The following is a 19303-nucleotide window of genomic DNA, read 5'->3' as shown; positions in this document are numbered from 1 at the left end:
GCCGGGAACGCGCTCGGCCCGCGGCACCGTCACCGGCTTCGCCGGGCTCTCCGACCCGCACAGCAACCTCACGGTGGCGATGGCGACCACCGCGGGTGCCGGGTCCCTGATCATCGGCGTGCTGCTCGTCGTCCTGGGCATCAGCCTCTGGTATCAGAGGCACATCCGCACGTTCGCGGGAGTCGCCGCGATCCTGCTGGCGCTGGTGTCCCTCCCCGTGTCCAACTTCGGCGGTTTCGTCATGGGCTTCCTGCTCGCCCTGGTCGGCGGAGCGATGGCCGTGGCCTGGTCCCCGGGTGCGCCCTCGAAGCCGCAGCCGGAGGGCGAGATCCCGCCGGCCGGGGACGACGCCCCGGAGCAGGCCGCCTACTACCCGGGCCCGGACGGCGTGGAGTCGAACGACCTGTCAGGAACGAGCCCGATGAACGGGGCGAACGGGAGGCACAGTGCCGGCTGACGAGGTGACCCACGGGACCGAGGTGGACGAGTCCCGTGTGAGAACCGGGCCGCGCCATGCGGCACCCAAGAGGCCGCTGTTCACCAGGTTCCAGATGCCGGCCGGCAAGGCGATAGCCTCCGTGGCGATGCCGACGGCTGTCATCATGGGCATGGGCTTCACCTCGACGCTCGCCATCGCGGACACGAACAACACGTCGTCGGCGTCGTCGAAGAGCCTCGCCGAGGACTACAAGGACTGCGTCTCCGCCCTGGACTCCGCCTCGGCGAGCGCGAGCGACAAGGCCACGGACTCGGCGACACCTTCGGCCACCGCGTCGTCCGGCACCAAGGACTCGACGTCGTCGTCCGGCTCGTCGTCCTCGTCGGATTCAGGTTCCGACGACGCGGCGAAGCCGACGCCGTCCGCGTCCAAGTCGTCCTCCGCGTCGGACGGTTCGGGCTCGTCCTCGGGTTCGTCCGGCTCCGAGGCGACCGCCACCCCGTCGTCGTCCGCCTCCGCGAGCAGCAGCAGTGGCGGTGGCCTGCTGGACTCCATCGGGAACGCCATCACCGGCATCCTCGGCGGCGGCAGCACGGATTCGTCCTCGTCGGACTCCACGGCGAGCGCCACCCCGTCGCCGTCGGCCTCGGCGTCCGCCGACTCGTCGTCGTCCACGTCCTCCACGGCCTCGTCGTCGAGCAAGGACAGCGGCTCCGACACCGTGTCCAAGACCGTCAAGAAGGTCACGGACACCGTCAAGGACACCACCGACACGGCGACCAAGGCGGCCGGTGAGGTCGCCAAGGACGCCACCAAGGCGGCCGGTGACGCCACGTCCAGCGCCTCGCCGAGCCCGTCCGCGAGTTCCAGTGCGTCGGCGGACGACTGCAAGGCCGCCACCGACGACGTGAGCGGCGTCGACAACAAGGTCGCGGTCGCGGACGACCCCTGGTACCTCAGCGCCAGCTCGCTGACCCTGAAGAGCGCCGACTACCAGGGCATCGTCGAGGTGCGGACGGCCGGCGGCAAGACGAAGAAGGTACTGAAGTACGTCATCTCGGGCGGCACCGACATCGGTGACCTGCACCAGACGGTCAAGGACACGAAGATCGGCAAGACCTACCACGTGCAGGCGGCCTCCGGTTCGACGTCCACGATCCGCGACGGCGACACGACGATGTACACGGAGTCGATCTCCGGCAACCTCTTCGGCCTGATCCCGATCACGTTCAGCCCGGACAACCCGCCGCCGCTGAACATCCCGCTGATCTACTTCACCAACGTGAAGGTCGTGCAGGCGGGCCAGTTCGGAGGCACCCTGCACGTGCCCGGGATGCACGTGTACACGACCGACGGAACCAACTGAGCTCCACCACGAAGCCGTTCGGGAGCCGCGAGGAGACTGTGCCCCGCCGAGTACCAACTCGGCGGGGCACAGTCGCGTTCACTGCCCCCTGGGGGAGGGGGCGGGGGTGACGTGTCGACCGCATGCCAGAGGGGGATCTGTGCCTTTTTCATCCTTTGCTGCGTCCTGCCCGCTTTCCATGCGGACCGACTGACGGACTGACCATCCAGAGGAGGGAACGGACGTGCGAACGGCACGAAGGAACAGATACGGACGCACCGGGGGAAGGCGGCTCCGGCGGGCATCGCCGGCACGGCGCTCGCCACCGCTGCCGCGCTGCTCGGCGGACTCGTGCACGCGGTCCCCGCCGCCGCGGACGAGCCCGGCGACAACCCGGCCAACCCCTACCAGCGCACCCTGCGCATCAGCCTGGGCGCCCAGGCCCGCCGCGGACCGTTGCCAGGCGGGACAGGCGGTGACTTCGGCGGCCCCGACCTCAAGGCGGCCGCAGCGGCCAAGCTCACCGGTACGGACGCCGGACCGCGCGCCTTCGTGACGCCGGACGCTCTGGGCGGCGAGTGAGGCCAGGCCGCCGTCCTCGACCAGGACGCGGGCATCGCCGCCCTGAACGCGTTCCGGGACCGTCAGACCCAACTGGACGACACCAACAAGCCGTACCGCTCGGTGAACTCCGCGAACGGCCGGGACTTCTGGGCCCCCGAGTTCGGCGCGGACATCGTCACCTTCACCCTTGGCGCGCAGCAGAAGCTGTACGGCAAGGCCAAGGACGACCCCGCCCCGCTCCCCGACCAGGCGTCTCTGGACCAGGCCAAGAAGGTGCTCGACACGAGCAACCTGGGCCACTCCTCGGCCAACGACGTCGCCACCTTCCTGCGCTTCGGCGGTTTCGCCACCAAGGCGCCCGAGCCGGACTCGCTGGAGTTCCGCACCGGGGTCGAGGCGCTGAAGCAGGCCTGGGCTGCCTGCGACAGCGACAACCCCATCGACCACTACCGGGTGCTGACCGGGGTCGTCACCGTGGCCTAAGCCGGCCGCGGTGACATGACTGAGGGCGCCCCCTGTCGCAGGGGGCGCCCTCGGCGTCGTACGAAGTCCCTTACCGGGGCGTCACTTGTTGATGCCGCCGATGTGGTGGACGCGGAGCATGTTGGTGGTGCCGGGGACGCCGGGGGGCGAGCCGGCCGTGATGATCACGGTGTCGCCGGGGTGGAAGCGCTTGATCTTCGCGATCTCCTGGTCGACCATGTCGACCATCTCGTCCGTGCTGTTGACGAACGGCACCACGTGCGACTCCACGCCCCAGCTGAGGGTGAGCTGGTTGCGGGTGTTCTCGTCGGTGGTGAAGGCGATGATCGGCTGCTGGGCGCGGTAGCGGGAGAGACGGCGGGCCGTGTCACCGGACTGCGTGAAGGCGACCAGGCCGCGGCCGCCGAGGAAGTCGGCGATCTCGCAGGCCGCACGGGCCACCGAGCCACCCTGCGTACGCGGCTTCTTGCCGGGGACGAGCGGCTGCAGGCCCTTGCTCAGCAGCTCCTGCTCGGCCGCCGCGACGATCTTCGACATCGTCTTGACGGTCTCGACCGGGTAGGCGCCGACCGAGGACTCCGCCGACAGCATGACCGCGTCGGCGCCGTCCAGGATCGCGTTGGCCACGTCGGAGGCCTCGGCGCGGGTCGGCCGGGAGTTGGTGATCATCGACTCCATCATCTGGGTCGCCACGATCACCGGCTTGGCGTTGCGCCGGCACAGTTCGATGAGCCGCTTCTGCACCATGGGGACCTTCTCGAGCGGGTACTCGACGGCCAGGTCGCCACGGGCCACCATGACGGCGTCGAACGCCATCACGACGCCCTCCATGTTCTCCACCGCCTGCGGCTTCTCCACCTTGGCGATGACGGGGACCCGGCGGCCCTCCTCGTCCATCACCTTGTGGACGTCGTCGACGTCCTTGGCGTCCCGCACGAAGGACAGCGCGACCATGTCACAGCCCATGCGCAGCGCGAACCGCAGGTCCTCGACGTCCTTCTCGGACAGCGCCGGCACGTTGACGGCCGCGCCGGGCAGGTTGATGCCCTTGTGGTCGGAGACGACACCGCCCTCGATGACGATCGTCTTCACCCGCGGGCCCTCGACGTCCAGGACCTTCAGCTCGACGTTGCCGTCGTTGATGAGGATCTGGTCGCCGCGCGAGACGTCGCCCGGCAGGCCCTTGTAGGTCGTACCGCAGATGGTCTTGTCGCCCGGGACGTCCTCGGTCGTGATGACGAACTCGTCACCGCGCTCGAGCTCCACCGGTCCCTCGGCGAAGGTCTCCAGGCGGATCTTCGGGCCCTGCAGGTCGGCGAGGACGCCGATGGCGCGCCCGGTCTCCTTGGCGGCGGCCCGGACGCGGTCGTACCGCCCCTGGTGCTCGGCGTGGGAGCCGTGGCTGAAGTTGAACCGGGCCACGTTCATACCCGCCTCGATCATGGCGACGAGCATCTCGTGGGTGTCGACCGCGGGGCCGAGAGTACAGACGATTTTCGAACGGCGCATGGGGCGATCCTATCGGTTTGTTTCGCTGCGGAATATTCCGTCTGGCGGAAGATACAAATGGGCGCCGATATGCTCAGCTGTTATTCACCGGCAGGGCCGGGGTTACTTCCGGGTTTACTTTCGACCAGCGCGTACGTCTGCTCGGCGATCTCCAGTTCCTCGTCCGTCGGCACCACGGCGACGGCCACCCGCGCACCCGCCGGGGATATCAGCCGCGGCCCGTCCGCCCGGACGGCGTTCGCCGCCGGGTCGACGGCCAGCCCCAGCGCGTCGAGCCCGGCCAGGGCGGCCTCCCGCACGGGTGCCGCGTTCTCCCCGACGCCCGCCGTGAACGTCACCGCGTCCACCCGGCCGAGCACCGCGTAGTAGGCGCCGATGTACTTCTTCAGACGGTGAATGTAGATGTCGAAGGCGAGCTTCGCCTGTTCGTCGCCCTCGTCGATCCGGCGCCGGATCTCCCGCATGTCGTTGTCACCGCACAGCCCGAACAGACCGCTCCCCTTGTTGAGAAGAGTGTCGATCTCGTCCATGGACATTCCGCCAACACGCGCCAAATGGAAAATGACGGCCGGGTCCAGATCGCCGGAACGGGTTCCCATCACGAGCCCCTCCAAAGGCGTCATCCCCATGGAGGTGTCCACGCACCGGCCGCCGCGGACCGCCGCGGCGGACGCCCCGTTGCCCAGGTGCAGCACGATCACGTTCACCTCTTCCGGTGACTTCCCCAGCAGCCGCGCGGTCTCCCGCGACACATAGGCGTGCGAGGTGCCGTGGAAGCCGTAGCGGCGGACCCGGTGCCGGTCGGCGATCTTCGGGTCGATGGCGTAGCGGGCCGCCGCCTCCGGCATGGTCGTGTGGAACGCCGTGTCGAAGACGGCGACCTGCGGCAGGTCCGGACGCAGCGCCTGCGCGGTGCGGATACCGGTCAGGTTGGCCGGGTTGTGCAGCGGGGCGACCGGGATCAGCCGCTCGATCTCGGTGAGCACCGCGTCGTCGATCACCGTCGGCTCGGTGAAGAACATCCCGCCGTGCACCACCCGGTGCCCGATCGCGGCCAGCTCCGGCGAGTCGAGCCCGAGCCCGTCCTTCGCCAGTTCCTCCGCCACCGCCTTCAGGGCGGCCTCGTGGTCCGCGATCGGCCCGTTCTGCTCCCGGCTCCCGCCACCGACCAGGCAGGTGTGCTTCAGCCGCGAGGTCTGCTCGCCGATCCGCTCGACCAGGCCCGTCGCCAGCCGGCCCCCACCGTGCATGTCCAGCAGCTGGTACTTCACCGACGAGGAGCCGGAGTTGAGGACGAGGACACGACTGGGGCTCACTGGGCTGCCTTCTCGCTCGGGTTCTGGGCCTGGATCGCCGTGATGGCGACGGTGTTGACGATGTCCTGGACGAGGGCACCCCGGGACAGGTCGTTGACGGGCTTGCGCAGCCCCTGGAGGACCGGTCCCACCGCGATCGCGCCGGCCGACCGCTGCACCGCCTTGTAGGTGTTGTTGCCGGTGTTCAGGTCCGGGAAGATCAGCACGCTCGCCTGCCCGGCGACCTCGGAGTCCGGCAGCTTGGTGGCGGCCACGGACGGCTCCACGGCCGCGTCGTACTGGATCGGGCCCTCGATCATCAGGTCGGGCCGCCGCGAGCGCGCCAGCTCGGTCGCCTCCCGCACCTTGTCGACGTCGGCGCCGGAACCCGAGGTACCCGTCGAGTACGACAGCATCGCGATCCGCGGCGCCACCCCGAACTGGGCCGCGGTGGCGGCCGACTGGATGGCGATGTCGGCCAGTTGCTCGGCGTTCGGGTCCGGGTTGACCGCGCAGTCGCCGTACACCAGCACCTTGTCGGCGAGGCACATGAAGAACACCGAGGACACGATCGACGACCCCGGCCGGGTCTTGATGATCTCGAACGCCGGCCGGATGGTCGCCGCCGTCGAGTGCACCGAACCCGACACCATGCCGTCGGCCAGCCCCTCCTGGACCATCAGGGTGCCGAAGTAGTTGACGTCGGAGACCACGTCGTACGCGAGCTCCACGGTCACGCCCTTGTGGGCGCGCAGCAGCGCGTACTGCTCGGCGAAGGAGTCCCGCAGTTCGGAGGTGGCCGGGTCGATCAGCTGGGCGTCGCCGAGGTCGATACCGAGGTCGGCGGCCTTCTTGCGGATCTGGTCGACCGGGCCGAGCAGGGTCAGGTCGCACACGCCCCGGCGCAGCAGCACCTCCGCCGCGTGCAGCACCCGTGGCTCGGTGCCCTCCGGCAGGACGACCCGCCGCCTGTCGGAGCGGGCCTGCTCCAGGAGCTTGTGCTCGAACATCATCGGGGTGAGGCGGCCGGTGCTCGGCGCCGAGACCCGCTTGTCGAGGCCGGCGGTGTCGACGTGCCGCTCGAACAGGCCGAGCGCCGTCTCCGCCTTGCGCGGGGTGGCCGCGTTCAGCTTGCCCTCCAGGGCGAACAGCTGCGCGGCGGTCGGGAAGCTGTTGCCGGGCACGGAGATCACCGGGGTCCCCGGGGCGAGCCGGGCGGCGAGGGTCAGGATCCCGTCGGTGGGCCGCTCGCCCAGGGTGAGCAGCACACCGGCTATCGGCGGGGTGCCGGCGCTGTGCGCGGCCAGCGCACCGACGACCAGGTCCGCGCGGTCGCCCGGGGTCACGACCAGGCAGCCCGGGGTCAGGGCGGGCAGGAAACTCGGCAGCATCGCCCCGCCGAACACGAAGTCCAGCGCGTCCCGGGCCAGCCCCGAGTCGTCGCCGAGCAGCACCTTCGCGTCGAGCGCCTGCGTGATCTGGGCGACCGTCGGCGCGGAGAGCGCGGGCTCGTCCGGCAGCACGTACACCGGCACCGGGAGCCGTCCGGTGATCCGCTCGGCTATCTCGTCGCGGTCCTCGCGGGCCACCCGGTTGGCGACCATCGCCAGCACGTCGCAGCCGAGGCCGTCGTACGCCCGGAACGCGTTGCGGGTCTCCGCGAGCACCGACTCCGCGTTCTGCCCGCGGCCGCCGACCACCGGGATCACCGAGGCGCCGAACTCGTTGGCCAGCCGGGCGTTGAGGGACAGCTCGTCGGGGAACTGGGTGTCGGCGTAGTCGGTGCCGAGGACCAGGACCACGTCGTAGTCACGGGCCACCAGGTGGAAGCGGTCCAGGAGCGTGGAGACCAGTTCGTCGACGCCCTGTTCGGCCTGGAGGGCGGACGCCTCGTGGTAGTCCATGCCGTACACCGTGGCCGGGTCCTGGGAGAGGCGGTACCGCGCACGCAGCAGCTCGAACAGCCGGTCGGGACCGTCGTGGACGAGGGGCCGGAACACCCCCACCCGGTCGACCTGCCGGGTCAGCAGCTCCATCACGCCCAGCTCGACGACCTGCCGGCCGTCGCCGCGGTCGATCCCGGTCACGTACACGCTGCGCGTCACGTGTGCACACTCCGTTCCCTGCGTATCAGCACAAAACTCGACACAAAACTCGGCATAAAAATCGCCCACCAAGGTGAGCAGATCCCTCTTGACAATACCCCCGGTGCCGGATAAGGCGCCCGTCAGGATTTCATCGCCCTGTATGCCATGAAACAATCGGATCGGCTCATCGGTCACGACAGCGAGCAGGAGACACACCACCATGCGTATCGGAGTTCTCACCGCAGGCGGCGACTGCCCCGGCCTGAACGCCGTCATCCGATCGGTGGTGCACCGCGCGGTCGCCCAGTACGACGACGAGGTCATCGGTTTCGAGGACGGTTTCCGGGGTCTGCTCGACAGCCACTACCGCCCCCTCGACCTGGACGACGTCGGCGGCATCCTGGCCCTCGGCGGCACGATCCTGGGCTCGTCGCGACTGGAGCGGGACCGGCTGCGCGAGGCGTGCGACCGGGCCACCGACATGGTGGCCGAGTTCGGCATCGACGCGCTGATCCCGATCGGCGGCGAGGGCACCCTGACGGCGGCACGCATGCTGTCCGACGCCGGTCTGCCCGTGGTGGGCGTCCCGAAGACCATCGACAACGACATCTCCTCCACCGACCGCACCTTCGGCTTCGACACCGCGGTGGGCGTCGCCACGGAGGCGATGGACCGGCTCAAGACCACCGCCGAGTCCCACCAGCGGGTGATGGTCGTCGAGGTGATGGGCCGGCACGCCGGCTGGATCGCCCTGGAGTCCGGGATGGCGGCGGGCGCGCACGGCATCTGCCTGCCCGAGCGGCCCTTCGACCCCGCCGACCTGGTGAAGATGGTCGAGGAGCGGTTCGCCCGCGGCAAGAAGTTCGCCGTGGTGTGCGTGGCGGAGGGCGCCCATCCCGCCGAGGGCACGATGGACTACGGCAAGGGCGCGATCGACCAGTACGGTCACGAGCGGTTCCAGGGCATCGGTACGGCACTGGCGTACGAGCTGGAGCGGCGGCTCGGCAAGGAGGCCAAGCCGGTCATCCTCGGGCACGTCCAGCGGGGCGGGACGCCCACGGCGTACGACCGGGTGCTCGCGACCCGGTTCGGGTGGCACGCGGTGGAGGCGGCGCACCGGGGGGAGTTCGGGAGGATGACCGCGTTGCGGGGGACCGACATCGTGATGGTGCCGCTCGCGGAGGCGGTGACCGAGTTGAAGACGGTGCCGAAGGACCGGATGGACGAGGCGGAGTCCGTTTTCTAGGGCGGGTTCGGTCAGGGGGGTTCAGGAGTCCCCTTCTCCGTCGCGGTCCAGAAGTGGGTGACGATCCGCGCCAGGAAGTCCTCGCCCAGCTGTCGGGCCTGCGCTGACACGGGTGAGTCGGCCCATGACAGCGTTGCCGTCATGCGGCCCTGGTACTCCTCGTGGAGTTCGCGCAGGGTGGTCTCGATCAGGTGTCTGTCCAGGGGGACCAGCTTGCTCACCTGGCGGACGTGCGCCTGCCAGCGGGTGGTGACCGCGCCGCGGAGCAGCTCGGCCAGCTTCTCCTCCTTCCCCGTGACGGTGACGAAGTCCGGCAGGGACAGGTGCAGGAGGTCGGCGAGGACCACGGACTGCCGCTCCGTGCCCCGCCAGTCCTCGGCCTCCTCCATCTCCAGGTAGGGGAGGAGGTCGAGACCGACGGCCATCGCCACGTCCTCCGGTGCGACGCCCCGGGCGATGCGGTGCTCCCGCAGCGTCCGCGGCCGGCCGATCAGGTCGCCCGGGGAGCACCACAACGCCCCGGCGAGGGCGGTGAGTTCGGGGCTGGTCGGGGTCACGGCCCCCTGTTCCCAGGCCCGCACGAGATCGGGCGTGGCGTACGGCATCCCGTACGACGCCCGCAGGTCGTGGGCCACGTGCTCGGGCCCCATGCCGAGCGCGGACCGCAGTCTGCGGGCGGCGGGGGCGTTGAAGGGGGGACCTGGCTGGTTCGGCAGAGCGGGGGGTCGGCGCACAGCCGACAAGGTAGGGGTGTGCGGCCGAACTGACTACGGTCCGTTCGGCCAGGAACACGGATGGTAGGAACGTACGGTTTCGATCGCATGATCGACCTGTTCGCCCCTTGACGGCGCCGCGCCGTGCTCGGCCCGCTACCGCCCCCGCGCCCACCGGTACACCAACTCCGGCCTCCCCACCTGCCCGTACAGCGGGCTCCGGCTCGCTCGGCCCGCCTCCACCAGGTGCTCCAGGTAGCGGCGGGCCGTGATCCGGGAGATCCCCACGCCCTCCGCCAGCGCCGCGGCCGTCAGGCCCTCCTCGGCCTCCCGCAACGCGACCGTCACCCGTTCCAGCGTCGGCGCGCTCAGCCCCTTGGGGAGCGCCGCGGGCGACGGGGCGCGCAGCGCCGCCAGGGCCCGGTCCACCTCGTCCTGCCCGCTCGCCTCGCCCGCCGCCCCCCGGAACTCCGAGTACCGGGTCAGCCGGTCCCGGAGCGTCGCGAAGGTGAACGGCTTCAGGACGTACTGGACGACACCCAGCGAGACGCCCTCGCGCACCACCGCCAGGTCCCGTGCCGACGTCACCGCTATGACGTCCGCCTGATGGCCCGCCGCCCGCAGCGAGCGGGCGAACTGCAGACCGTGCACGTCCGGCAGGTGCAGGTCGAGGAGCAGCAGGTCCACCGGGGTGCGGTCGAGGATCCGGCGCGCCTCCGCCCCGGTGTGCGCCTTGCCGACCGCCACGAACCCCGGCACCCGGCCCACGTACATCACATGCGCGTCCGCGGCCACCGGATCGTCCTCGACGACGAGCACCCGGATCGGGTCACCGGTCATCACGCCCCACCCCCGGACACCGGCCGTGCCGCCCGCAACGGCAGCCGTACCTCGAACACCGCGCCGCCCCCGGGGGCCTCCGTCACCGTCAGCGTCCCCTCCAGACGCCCGACCGCCTGCCGCACGAGCGCCAGGCCCAGCCCCCGGCCGCCGGGTCCCGCCGGCTTCGTCGTGAAACCGCGCTGGAAGACCAGCTCGGCGTGCGCGGGGTCCACCCCCGCCCCCGTGTCCGTCACCCTCATCACCAGCTCGGCGTCCTCCGCGTAGGCGGTCACTGTCACGCGCGCCCCCACCGACCCCTGGGCCGCGTCCACCGCGTTGTCGATCAGGTTGCCGAGGATGGTCACCAGATCGCGGGCCGACAGGCTCTCCGGTAGCAAACCGTCATCCAGCCGGCTCTCCTCCGAGACCACCAGCTCCACGCCCCGCTCGTTGGCCTGGGCGGTCTTGCCCAGCAGCAGCGCGGCGAGGACCGGTTCGCCGACCGCCGCCACCACCTGGTCGGTCAGCGCCTGCGCCAGTTCCAGCTCGGCCGTCGCGAAGTCCACCGCCTCCTCGGCCCGGCCCAGTTCGATCAGCGAGACGACCGTGTGCAGCCGGTTCGCCGCCTCGTGGGCCTGCGAGCGCAGCGCCTGTGTGAAGCCCCGCTCCGAGTCCAGCTCGCCCATCAGCGACTGGAGTTCCGTGACGTCCCGGAGGGTCACGACGGTGCCGCGGCGCTCGCCGCCCGACACCGGGGAGGTGTTCACCACGAGGACGCGGTCCGCCGTCAGGTGCACCTCGTCCATGCGCGGCTCGGAGGACAGCAGCGCGCCCGTGAGCGGGGCCGGCAGCCCGAGCTCGGCCACCGAGCTGCCCACGACCTCCCCTTCCGGGCCCACGCCCAGCAGTTCCCGGCCCCCGTCGTTGATCAGCGCCACCCGGTACTGGCCGTCCAGCATCAGCAGGCCCTCGCGCACCGCGTGCAGCGCCGCCTGGTGGTAGTCGTGCATGCGGCTCAGCTCCGCCGCGTTCATGCCGTGGGTGTGGCGGCGGAGCCGGGCGTTGACGACGTACGTCCCGACCGCGCCCAGCACCAGTGCCCCGGCCGCCACCCCGAGCAGCGCCGTCACCTGCTCCTGGACCCGCCGGCTGATCGCCTCCACCCGGATGCCGGCGCTCACCAGGCCGATCACCCGGCCGTTCTCCGTCACGGGCGTCACCGTGCGCACCGACGCGCCGAGCGTGCCCTTGTAGGTCTCGCTGTAGGTGCGGCCGTGCTGGGCCGCGTCGATGTGGCCGAGGTAACGCCTGCCGATCTGGCCGGGGTCGGGGTGGGTCCAGCGGATGCCGTCCGGGGTCATGATCGTGACGAAGTCGACCTCGGTGTCCCGCATGACCTGGAGGGCGTACGGCTGGAGCTGCGCGGAGGGGTCCGGCGTGTGGATCGCCGTACGCACCGACGGCGAGTCCGCCACCGACCGGGCCACCGCCGTCGCCTGCCGGGTCGCCGCCTCCTGCGCCTGGTGGCGGTCGCTGACGTAGCTGAACAGCGCGTATCCCGCGACCAGCACCGCTATCAGCACGGCCTGCATCGCGAAGAGCTGGCCGGCGAGGCTGCGGGGCCGGGGGACGGACGGGAAGCGCATGTCAGCAGTGTGCCCCTGGGATGAACCGAGAACTAAATGAACGGAAGGGTGACCGCCCTCACAGACCGGGAGATAGTCACGGCATCCCCCCGCAAGTCCGGACGTGAGCCGCACGCCGGTCGTACCGACGATGACGTCAAGGAGGCGAGCCGTGACGCCGACGCCTACGGCACCAGCCGCACCCGCCAGGAGAGACCGCACCCACTACCTCTACATCGCGGTGATCGTCGCCGTGGCGCTCGGTATCGCGGTGGGCCTGATCTGGCCCGACGCCGGAGTCGAGCTCAAGCCCCTCGGAACCGGCTTCGTCAACCTGATCAAGATGATGATCTCGCCGATCATCTTCTGCACGATCGTGCTCGGGATCGGATCCGTACGAAAGGCCGCCAAGGTCGGCGCCGTCGGCGGTATCGCCCTCGGCTACTTCCTGGTGATGTCCCTGGTCGCGCTGGCCATCGGCCTGGTCGTCGGCAACGTCCTGCACCCCGGCGACGGCCTGCACCTCACCGAGGCCCTCAAGGCCACCGGGCACAGCCAGGTCGACTCCGAGGCGCTCGGCCCCGTCGACTTCGTCCTGTCGATCATCCCGACGACCTTCGTGTCCGCCTTCACCGAGGGCCAGGTGCTGCAGACGCTGCTCATCGCGCTGCTCGCCGGGTTCGCGCTGCAGGCCATGGGCTCGGTCGGACAGCCGGTGCTGCGCGGTGTCGAGCACATTCAGCGGCTCGTCTTCCGCATCCTGGGCATGATCATGTGGGCCGCCCCGATCGGTGCCTTCGGCGCCATCGCGGCCGTCGTCGGCTCCGCCGGGATCGACGCCCTCAAGAGCCTCGCCGTGCTGATGCTCGGCTTCTACGTGACCTGTGTGCTCTTCGTCTTCATCGTGCTCGGCGCCCTGCTGCGGCTGGTCGCGGGACTGAACATCTTCACGCTGTTCAAGTACCTCGCCCGGGAGTTCCTGCTCATCCTGTCCACCTCCTCCTCCGAGTCCGCGCTGCCGCGGCTCATCGCGAAGATGGAGCACCTGGGTGTCAGCAAGGCCGTGGTCGGCATCACCGTCCCCACCGGCTACTCCTTCAACCTCGACGGCACCATGATCTACATGACCATGGCGTCCCTCTACATCGCCGACGCCCTCGGCACGCCGATGTCGCTCGGTGAGCAGATCCCGCTGCTGCTCTTCCTGCTGCTGGCCTCCAAGGGCGCGGCGGGCGTCAGCGGCGCCGGCCTCGCCACGCTGGCCGGCGGTCTGCAGTCGCACAAGCCCGCGCTGGTCGACGGCGTCGGACTGATCGTCGGCATCGACCGCTTCATGAGCGAGGCCCGTGCCCTGACGAACTTCGCGGGCAACTCCGTCGCCACCGTCCTGATCGGCACCTGGACCAAGGACATCGACAAGGCCCGGATGCAGCAGGTGCTCGCCGGTGAGCTGCCGTTCGACGAGAAGACGCTGCTGGACGAGGGCGGCGAGACCGGCACGCCCGAGCCGCCGGAGCTCCCCGAGCAGCGCGAGGAACTGGCCAAGGCCTGAGAGCTCCGACCGGACCACCGGGCGTCCGGCTCGGCCTGAACCCGGGCCGGCCGTCCGGTCACCGCTCTCCGGGCGGCTGGGACTCCCCCTGTTGCCCAGCCGCCCGGAGGCTTGACCACCCCTCGCTCCCGCTTGTCACCCGCATCCACTAACGTGCCGTTCCTGTTCAACGGGAACGGCACGCGGCATGTGGAGGCTCGGGGGATGAAGATCGACTGGGATCGGCGGCACTGTGCGCGCAAGGGGCATGTCACCTACGCACCGGACGACCCGCGGCTGCGGGTGCGGCTGCACGCCCAGACCGCGATCGGGGACGTGTGGCGGTGTCTGCGCTGCGGGGACTTCGTCCTCGGCGAGCCGCACGGCTCGGGGCCGGCCGCCGACGCCCCGCTCGTGCCGCGCGGGAAGGTGCTGCGGGACCTGTTCATCCTGCGCTTCCTGGCGGTCGAGCGGGCCGTGCGCGGGGTGTTCATCGTGCTGGTCGCGGTGGCGGTGTGGAGATTCTCCAACAGCCAGGACGCGGTGCGCCGGCTGTTCAACGAGTACCTGAACACCTTCCGGCCGGTCTTCCGGCACTTCCACTACGACCTCGACCATTCACCGGTCGTCGGCTCCATCCAGAAGGCCTTCGGTTACCGGCATTCCACCCTGCTGCTGGTGGCGGGACTGCTGCTGGCGTACGCGCTGATCGAACTCGTCGAGGCGGTCGGCCTGTGGTACGCCAAGCGCTGGGCCGAATACCTGACCGTGGTCGCCACCGCCGCGTTCCTGCCGCTGGAGGTCTGGGAACTCACCGAGAAGGTCAGCTATCTGAAGATCGCCACTCTGGTGCTGAACATCCTCGCCGTGCTCTACATCGCCCTCGCCAAGCGGCTGTTCGGGCTGCGCGGCGGGCGCCGGGCCTTCGACGAGGAACGGCACAGCGCCTCGCTGCTGGAGGTCGAGGAGTCCGCCGGGCTGCAGCCGACCTTGCCTTGACGCCGACGTCAACGCCTACGGTCGTACCCATGCGAATCGGCGAGCTGGCCGCACGGGCCGGGACCACCACGCGCACCCTGCGGTACTACGAGGCGCGCGGGCTGCTGCCCGCGCGGCGTTCCGGGAACGGTCACCGGACGTACGACGAGAGCGACCTGTTGTTGCTCAGGCAGATCCGGACGCTGCGGGACTTCGGGTTCGAGCTGGAGGAGACCCGGCCGTTCGTGGAGTGTCTGCGGGCCGGGCACCCGGAGGGCGACACGTGCCCCGCCTCGCTCGCGGTCTACCGGCGCAAGCTGGCGGAGCTGGACTCGCTGATCGGCGAGTTGCAGGCCGTGCGCGCGACGGTCGGGGCCCAGCTGGAGCGGGCCGAGCAGGCCCGGGCGGAGCTGGCCGCCGATGCGTTGGTTCCGGGGGGCCCGGAACCGGTGTGCGAGCTGGGAGGGACTTTCCCATGATCAAGGCGGCGGGTGTGGCCGAGGTGACGGACGCGGACTTCGCGGCGGAGGTGATCGGGTCCGAGGTGCCGGTGCTGGTGGAGTTCACCGCTGACTGGTGCCCGCCGTGCCGGCAGATGGGGCCGGTGCTCACGGCGCTGGCCGCGCAGGAGGGCGACCGGCTGAAGGTGGTCCAGCTGGACGTGGACACCAATCCGGAGACGACCAACGCCTACAAGGTGCTGTCGATGCCCACCTTCATTGTGTTCCGGGGCGGTGAGCCGGTGCGCTCGATGGTGGGCGCGCGGCCGAAGCGGCGGCTGGTCGAGGAGCTGGCCGACATACTGGGCTGAACTGCTCCGTGATACGAGGAATCCCCCGGGCAATTGCGCTCGGGGGATTTCTTTGCGTATATTCAAGAGTTCGTGACTTCATATCGACCGCAAAGTCGATCGGAGTGCGAAGAGGTTCAGTGGGCACAGTATATCCGGGCGGGAGCGGAATTGTCAAACACCGAATTTCCAGATGATGAATTGCGGCACGAGCAGGAATTCATCGACGGACTGTACGAACGGGTGGACGCGCTGCGCGGTGACACCGAGGGCTCGGTCGCGGACGCCCTCGCCCTCGGCGACAAGCCGATGCAGGCCCGCCTGGAGCGGGACATCCTGGTCGCCGAACGCTCCGGCCTGCTCGCCGCGCTGAACGCCGTCGACGGCTCCCTCTGCTTCGGCCGGATCGACCTGACCTCCGGTACCAAGCACCACATCGGCCGGATCGGGCTGCGCCTGGACGACGCCGAGCGCACCCCGGTCCTCGTCGACTGGCGGGCCGCGGTCGCCCGTCCCTTCTACCTGGCCACCGGCCACACCCCGATGGGCCTGCGCCGCCGCCGGCACATCGGCACCGACGGCCGCCGGGTCGTCTCCCTGCACGACGAGATCCTCGACCTCGGCGACCGTGAGCGCACCGGCCACGAGGACCCGTCCGGCGACGCCGTGCTGCTCGCCGCCCTCAACTCGGCCCGCACCGGCCGGATGAACGACATCGTGCAGACCATCCAGGCCGAGCAGGACGAGATCATCCGGGCGCCGCACCGGGGAGTGCTGGTGGTCGAGGGCGGCCCGGGGACCGGGAAGACCGCGGTCGCGCTGCACCGGGCCGCCTACCTCCTCTACGAACACCGGGAGCTGCTCGCCAAGCGGGCGGTCCTGATCGTCGGCCCGAACCCCGCCTTCCTCGGCTACATCGGCGAGGTGCTGCCCTCGCTCGGCGAGACCGGAGTGCTCCTCGCGACGGTCGGGGAGCTGTTCCCCGGTGTGAAGGCGACGGCCGCGGACACCCCGGCGGCCGCCGCGGTGAAGGGGCGCGCGGACATGGCCGACGTGCTGGCCGCCGTCGTACGCGACCGGCAGGCGCTGCCCGATCCGGTCATCACCGTCGAGCACGACCGCGAGGTGCTGATGCTCGACGACGGCCTGGTCAACATGGCCCGCGAGCGCACCCGGGCCGCCCGGCTCCCGCACAACGCGGCGCGCGAGTACTTCGAGGGTCACATCCTCAACACCCTCACCGAGCTGTACGCGGAACGGGTCGGCACCGACCCCTTCGACGGCAGCAGTCTCCTCGACGCCTCCGACATCACCCAGATCCGCGACGAACTCGCCGAGAACCCCGAGGTCTGGGCCGCCGTCGACCAGTTGTGGCCGCTGCTGACCCCGCGGCGCCTGGTCGCCGACTTCCTCGCCGAGCCGGAGAGGTACCTCGGCGCCGAGGACGCGGCCGCGGTCCGCCGCCCGGTCACCCGGGCCTGGACCGTCTCGGACGTTCCCCTCCTCGACGAGGCGGCCGAACTGCTGGGCGTCGACGAACGCGCCGCCCGCGCCCGTGCCGAACGCGAACGCGAGACGCAGATCGCCTACGCGCAGGGCGTCCTCGACGTCTCCTACGCCTCCCGCACCTACGAGTTCGACGACAAGGAGGACGACGACCCCGACGCCTCGGAGGTCCTCTCCGCGCACGACATCATCGACGCCGAGCGGTTCGCCGAACGCCAGGAGGAGGAGGACTTCCGCAGCGCGGCCGAGCGGGCGGCCGCCGACCGCACCTGGGCCTTCGGGCACATCATCGTCGACGAGGCCCAGGAGCTCTCCCCGATGGCCTGGCGCCTGCTCATGCGGCGCAGCCCGACCCGCTCCATGACCCTGGTCGGCGACCCGGCCCAGACCGCGGAGGCGGCGGGCGTCGGCTCCTGGTCCGAGATCCTCGAACCGTACGTGGCGGACCGCTGGGAGCACACCCGGCTCGGGGTCAACTACCGCACCCCGTCCGAGATCATGGACCTCGCGGCGGCCGTGGTCCGCGCCGAGCACGCGGACTTCGAACCGCCGAGCTCGGTCCGGTCGACGGGCGTACGGCCGTGGATCCGCCGGGCCGACGGCGACCTGCCCGAGGCCGTGGCCAAGGCGGTCGCCGAACTCACCCCGGCCGAGGGCCGGCTGGCCGTCGTCGCCCCGCGTGACCTGCACCGGGCGCTGGCCGCCCGGCTGGACGGCGTCACGGCGGGCGCCGAGCCGGATCTGACCCGCACGGTCGTCCTGCTCGACCCCCGCCAGGCCAAGGGCCTCGAGTTCGACTCGGTCCTGGTGGTGGAGCCGGGCCGCTACGGCACGAGCGACCTCTACGTCGCCCTGACCCGGGCCACCCAGCGGCTGGGCGTGCTGTACACGCACGGACTGCCGGAGGCACTGGCCACCGCGGTCACCGCGCCGTAGCGGGACTCCCGCTGGGCGACGGCGGCGGGTAGCTCGGGTGCAGCGCGGCGGGCAGGGGCGCGAGCGACGCGCACAGCGCGGTCGGGAAGGCCGGTTCCCTGCGCTGCACCGCCGCGCAACCCCCGGTCGAGGTCTCGAAGAACGGCCGCCAGCCGGAGCGCTCGGCGCGGAAGAAGTGGCGGTCGCTGAGGCGGGACGTGCAGGCGGAGTCCTCGGTGTCGTCGCCGCACGCCGGTCCGGTGCGCCAGGAGAAGTCCAGCACCAGCCAGGTGCCGTCGCAGTGGTCGGCGTCGGGGTAGGAGTGCATGGGCGCGTCGACGGCGATCAGCGCCTGGTCGTAGGAGGCCGCGGTGCAGCCGGTGGCCGGCGGATGGCAGCCGAGCTGCCCGCACAGCCGCAGCGCGGGCGGCTTCGCGCCGTCGGCGGTGAAGACCGTGTCGTAGTCGACCACCAGCTCGCGCTTGCCCAGCGGCTCGGGCAGCCGTACCCGTGCCGTGGCCGTCTTCTCCTTGGTGCACCCGGAACTCCGGTCACCATAGGGGGTGCTGTAGGTGATCTGCACATGCACGTCGCCCGGCACGGCGCCGTACTCGGCGTCGGTGTCCACCGCCTTGAGGTCCCGCACACACGGGCGTGCGCCGATGGGCACCTGGGCGTCGAGGCTCAGCGTGCGGTGGTCGGCGGCGAGCCGGGCGGCGGTGACCACCGAGGGCTTTACGTTGGTCCACGGTACCGGCCCGGTCTCCGTGGGGGTGGCCCCTCCGCCCTGTCCCGCCACCACTGTGCCGCAGCCGCCCAGTAACAGGACGGCGCCGGTGCACAGCAGGGCGGCCAATGATCTGCCAGGTCTCACGTGCCTCGAACTCCCCTTTTAGCACGACGTGTTGACCCGTCACTCTACGAGCTAGGCGGGTCGCAGCCACAGCGTCGACAGCGGGGGCAGGGTCAGGCGGATGCTGGTGGGCCGGCCGTGCGCCGGGTGGTGCTCGGGTTTCGCGGGGTCGGGGTTGGTGACTCCGCTGCCGCCGTAGGGGGCCGCGTCCGTGTTGAGGGTCTCGTGCCAGGCGGGGATCTCGTCAGGGACGCCGAGGCGGTAGTCGTGGCGGACCACGGGGGAGAAGTGGCAGACCGCGAGCAGCGGGGCGCCGTCCGCGTCGTACCTGAGGAACGCGAGGACGTTGTCCTCGGCCGCGTCGCCCGCGATCCACCGGAAACCGGTGGGGGAGGTGTCCCGCTGCCACAGCGCCGGGGTCGCCCGGTACACCGCGTTGAGGTCACGGACCAGGTCCCGCACGCCGCGGTGGTCGGCCTCGGCGCCGTACGCCGGGTCCAGCAGCCACCAGTCCGGGCCGCGGGCCTCCGACCACTCCGTGCCCTGCGCGAACTCCTGCCCCATGAACAGAAGTTGCTTGCCGGGGTGGGCCCACATGAAGC

At 70.8% G+C, this 19303-nt stretch carries 18 protein-coding genes; 10 read left to right on the top strand and 8 right to left on the bottom strand.

The genetic code is table 11. From position 1 onward, the window contains the following. The 4 genes from ABZ646_RS19020 to ABZ646_RS19005 all read left to right on the top strand — a co-directional run. Positions 1–457 (top strand): DUF6114 domain-containing protein (locus tag ABZ646_RS19020; protein WP_360519951.1); only part of this gene is annotated, 457 nt, incomplete at its 5' end. Further along, a complete protein-coding gene (locus ABZ646_RS19015; protein WP_360519949.1) occupies positions 447–1805 on the top strand; it encodes a hypothetical protein in 1359 nt (452 codons plus the stop codon). The genes ABZ646_RS19020 and ABZ646_RS19015, both read left to right, overlap by 11 nt. A 330-nt stretch (positions 1806–2135) precedes the next feature. Beyond that, positions 2136–2366, top strand: coding sequence for a hypothetical protein (locus tag ABZ646_RS19010; protein WP_360519947.1), 231 nt, complete (start codon positions 2136–2138; stop codon positions 2364–2366). Positions 2367–2468: 102 nt separating this feature from the next. Beyond that, the gene (locus tag ABZ646_RS19005) at positions 2469–2831 is read left to right on the top strand and encodes a hypothetical protein (RefSeq protein WP_360519945.1); all 363 of its coding nucleotides are present in this window, start codon (positions 2469–2471) and stop codon (positions 2829–2831) included. Positions 2832–2912: 81 nt separating this feature from the next. On the opposite strand, the gene pyk is transcribed toward ABZ646_RS19005, so the two are convergent. From pyk to pta, 3 genes are all read right to left on the bottom strand, one after another. Beyond that, entirely contained in the window at positions 2913–4340 is a 1428-nt protein-coding gene (gene pyk / locus ABZ646_RS19000) for a pyruvate kinase (protein WP_360519943.1), read from the bottom strand. Positions 4341–4420: 80 nt separating this feature from the next. Continuing rightward, a complete protein-coding gene (locus ABZ646_RS18995; protein ID WP_360519941.1) occupies positions 4421–5656 on the bottom strand; it encodes an acetate kinase in 1236 nt (411 codons plus the stop codon). Further along, on the bottom strand, positions 5653–7740 hold the full coding sequence (gene pta / locus ABZ646_RS18990; RefSeq protein WP_360519939.1) for a phosphate acetyltransferase: 2088 nt from the start codon (positions 7738–7740) through the stop codon (positions 5653–5655). Before pta ends, ABZ646_RS18995 begins: the two co-directional genes overlap by 4 nt. A 202-nt stretch (positions 7741–7942) precedes the next feature. Here pta and ABZ646_RS18985 point away from each other — a divergent pair, with 202 nt between their 5' ends. Then, on the top strand, positions 7943–8968 hold the full coding sequence (locus tag ABZ646_RS18985; RefSeq protein ID WP_360519937.1) for an ATP-dependent 6-phosphofructokinase: 1026 nt from the start codon (positions 7943–7945) through the stop codon (positions 8966–8968). Positions 8969–8979: 11 nt separating this feature from the next. Here ABZ646_RS18985 and ABZ646_RS18980 read toward each other — a convergent pair whose 3' ends face one another. The 3 genes from ABZ646_RS18980 to ABZ646_RS18970 all read right to left on the bottom strand — a co-directional run bounded on the left by ABZ646_RS18980 (position 8980) and on the right by ABZ646_RS18970 (position 12149). Further along, positions 8980–9702, bottom strand: coding sequence for a helix-turn-helix transcriptional regulator (locus ABZ646_RS18980; protein ID WP_360519935.1), 723 nt, complete (start codon positions 9700–9702; stop codon positions 8980–8982). 135 nt (positions 9703–9837) lie between these two features. Then, a complete protein-coding gene (locus tag ABZ646_RS18975; protein ID WP_360519933.1) occupies positions 9838–10521 on the bottom strand; it encodes a response regulator in 684 nt (227 codons plus the stop codon). Then, complete coding sequence (locus tag ABZ646_RS18970) at positions 10521–12149, bottom strand: sensor histidine kinase (protein ID WP_360519931.1); 1629 nt, start codon at positions 12147–12149, stop codon at positions 10521–10523. Before ABZ646_RS18970 ends, ABZ646_RS18975 begins: the two co-directional genes overlap by 1 nt. 130 nt (positions 12150–12279) lie before the next feature. Between ABZ646_RS18970 and ABZ646_RS18965 the strand changes: the two genes are divergently transcribed. From ABZ646_RS18965 to ABZ646_RS18945, 5 genes are all read left to right on the top strand, one after another. Next, on the top strand, positions 12280–13680 hold the full coding sequence (locus tag ABZ646_RS18965) for a cation:dicarboxylase symporter family transporter (RefSeq protein ID WP_360519953.1): 1401 nt from the start codon (positions 12280–12282) through the stop codon (positions 13678–13680). Positions 13681–13884: 204 nt separating this feature from the next. Next, positions 13885–14658 (top strand): DUF2127 domain-containing protein, encoded by a 774-nt coding sequence (locus tag ABZ646_RS18960; protein WP_360519929.1) that lies wholly within the window; start codon positions 13885–13887, stop codon positions 14656–14658. A gap of 29 nt (positions 14659–14687) precedes the next feature. After that, positions 14688–15116: a MerR family transcriptional regulator gene (locus ABZ646_RS18955; protein ID WP_360519927.1), complete on the top strand. Its 429-nt coding sequence runs from the start codon at positions 14688–14690 to the stop codon at positions 15114–15116. After that, the gene (locus ABZ646_RS18950; RefSeq protein ID WP_360519925.1) at positions 15113–15448 is read left to right on the top strand and encodes a thioredoxin family protein; all 336 of its coding nucleotides are present in this window, start codon (positions 15113–15115) and stop codon (positions 15446–15448) included. Before ABZ646_RS18955 ends, ABZ646_RS18950 begins: the two co-directional genes overlap by 4 nt. 180 nt (positions 15449–15628) lie before the next feature. Then, positions 15629–17869, top strand: coding sequence for a UvrD-helicase domain-containing protein (locus tag ABZ646_RS18945; RefSeq protein WP_360519923.1), 2241 nt, complete (start codon positions 15629–15631; stop codon positions 17867–17869). Here the strand turns inward: ABZ646_RS18945 and ABZ646_RS18940 are convergent. Together ABZ646_RS18940 and ABZ646_RS18935 are read right to left on the bottom strand one after the other, a co-directional pair. Further along, entirely contained in the window at positions 17856–18722 is an 867-nt protein-coding gene (locus tag ABZ646_RS18940) for a hypothetical protein (RefSeq protein ID WP_360519921.1), read from the bottom strand. The genes ABZ646_RS18945 and ABZ646_RS18940 overlap by 14 nt on opposite strands. Positions 18723–18773: 51 nt before the next feature. Beyond that, positions 18774–19303, bottom strand: a 530-nt coding sequence (locus ABZ646_RS18935; protein ID WP_360519919.1) for an alpha amylase C-terminal domain-containing protein, incomplete at its 5' end; no start/stop codon positions are given.

Source organism: Streptomyces sp. NPDC007162, from assembly GCF_040634175.1.
Classification (GTDB): domain Bacteria; phylum Actinomycetota; class Actinomycetes; order Streptomycetales; family Streptomycetaceae; genus Streptomyces.
Note: the sequence above shows the minus strand (reverse complement) of the source record. Positions and strands in the feature narration are given on the sequence as shown.

Excerpts from the sequence above, each read along its gene's own strand:
- ABZ646_RS18965 (WP_360519953.1), top strand. The coding sequence starts at position 12,280 with ATGACGTCAAGGAGGCGAGCCGTGACGCCGACGCCTACGGCACCAGCC.
- ABZ646_RS18975 (WP_360519933.1), bottom strand. The coding sequence starts at position 10,521 with ATGACCGGTGACCCGATCCGGGTGCTCGTCGTCGAGGACGATCCGGTG.
- ABZ646_RS18970 (WP_360519931.1), bottom strand. The coding sequence starts at position 12,149 with ATGCGCTTCCCGTCCGTCCCCCGGCCCCGCAGCCTCGCCGGCCAGCTC.
- ABZ646_RS18960 (WP_360519929.1), top strand. The coding sequence starts at position 13,885 with ATGAAGATCGACTGGGATCGGCGGCACTGTGCGCGCAAGGGGCATGTC.
- ABZ646_RS18950 (WP_360519925.1), top strand. The coding sequence starts at position 15,113 with ATGATCAAGGCGGCGGGTGTGGCCGAGGTGACGGACGCGGACTTCGCG.
- ABZ646_RS18985 (WP_360519937.1), top strand. The coding sequence starts at position 7,943 with ATGCGTATCGGAGTTCTCACCGCAGGCGGCGACTGCCCCGGCCTGAAC.
- pyk (WP_360519943.1), bottom strand. The coding sequence starts at position 4,340 with ATGCGCCGTTCGAAAATCGTCTGTACTCTCGGCCCCGCGGTCGACACC.
- ABZ646_RS18955 (WP_360519927.1), top strand. The coding sequence starts at position 14,688 with ATGCGAATCGGCGAGCTGGCCGCACGGGCCGGGACCACCACGCGCACC.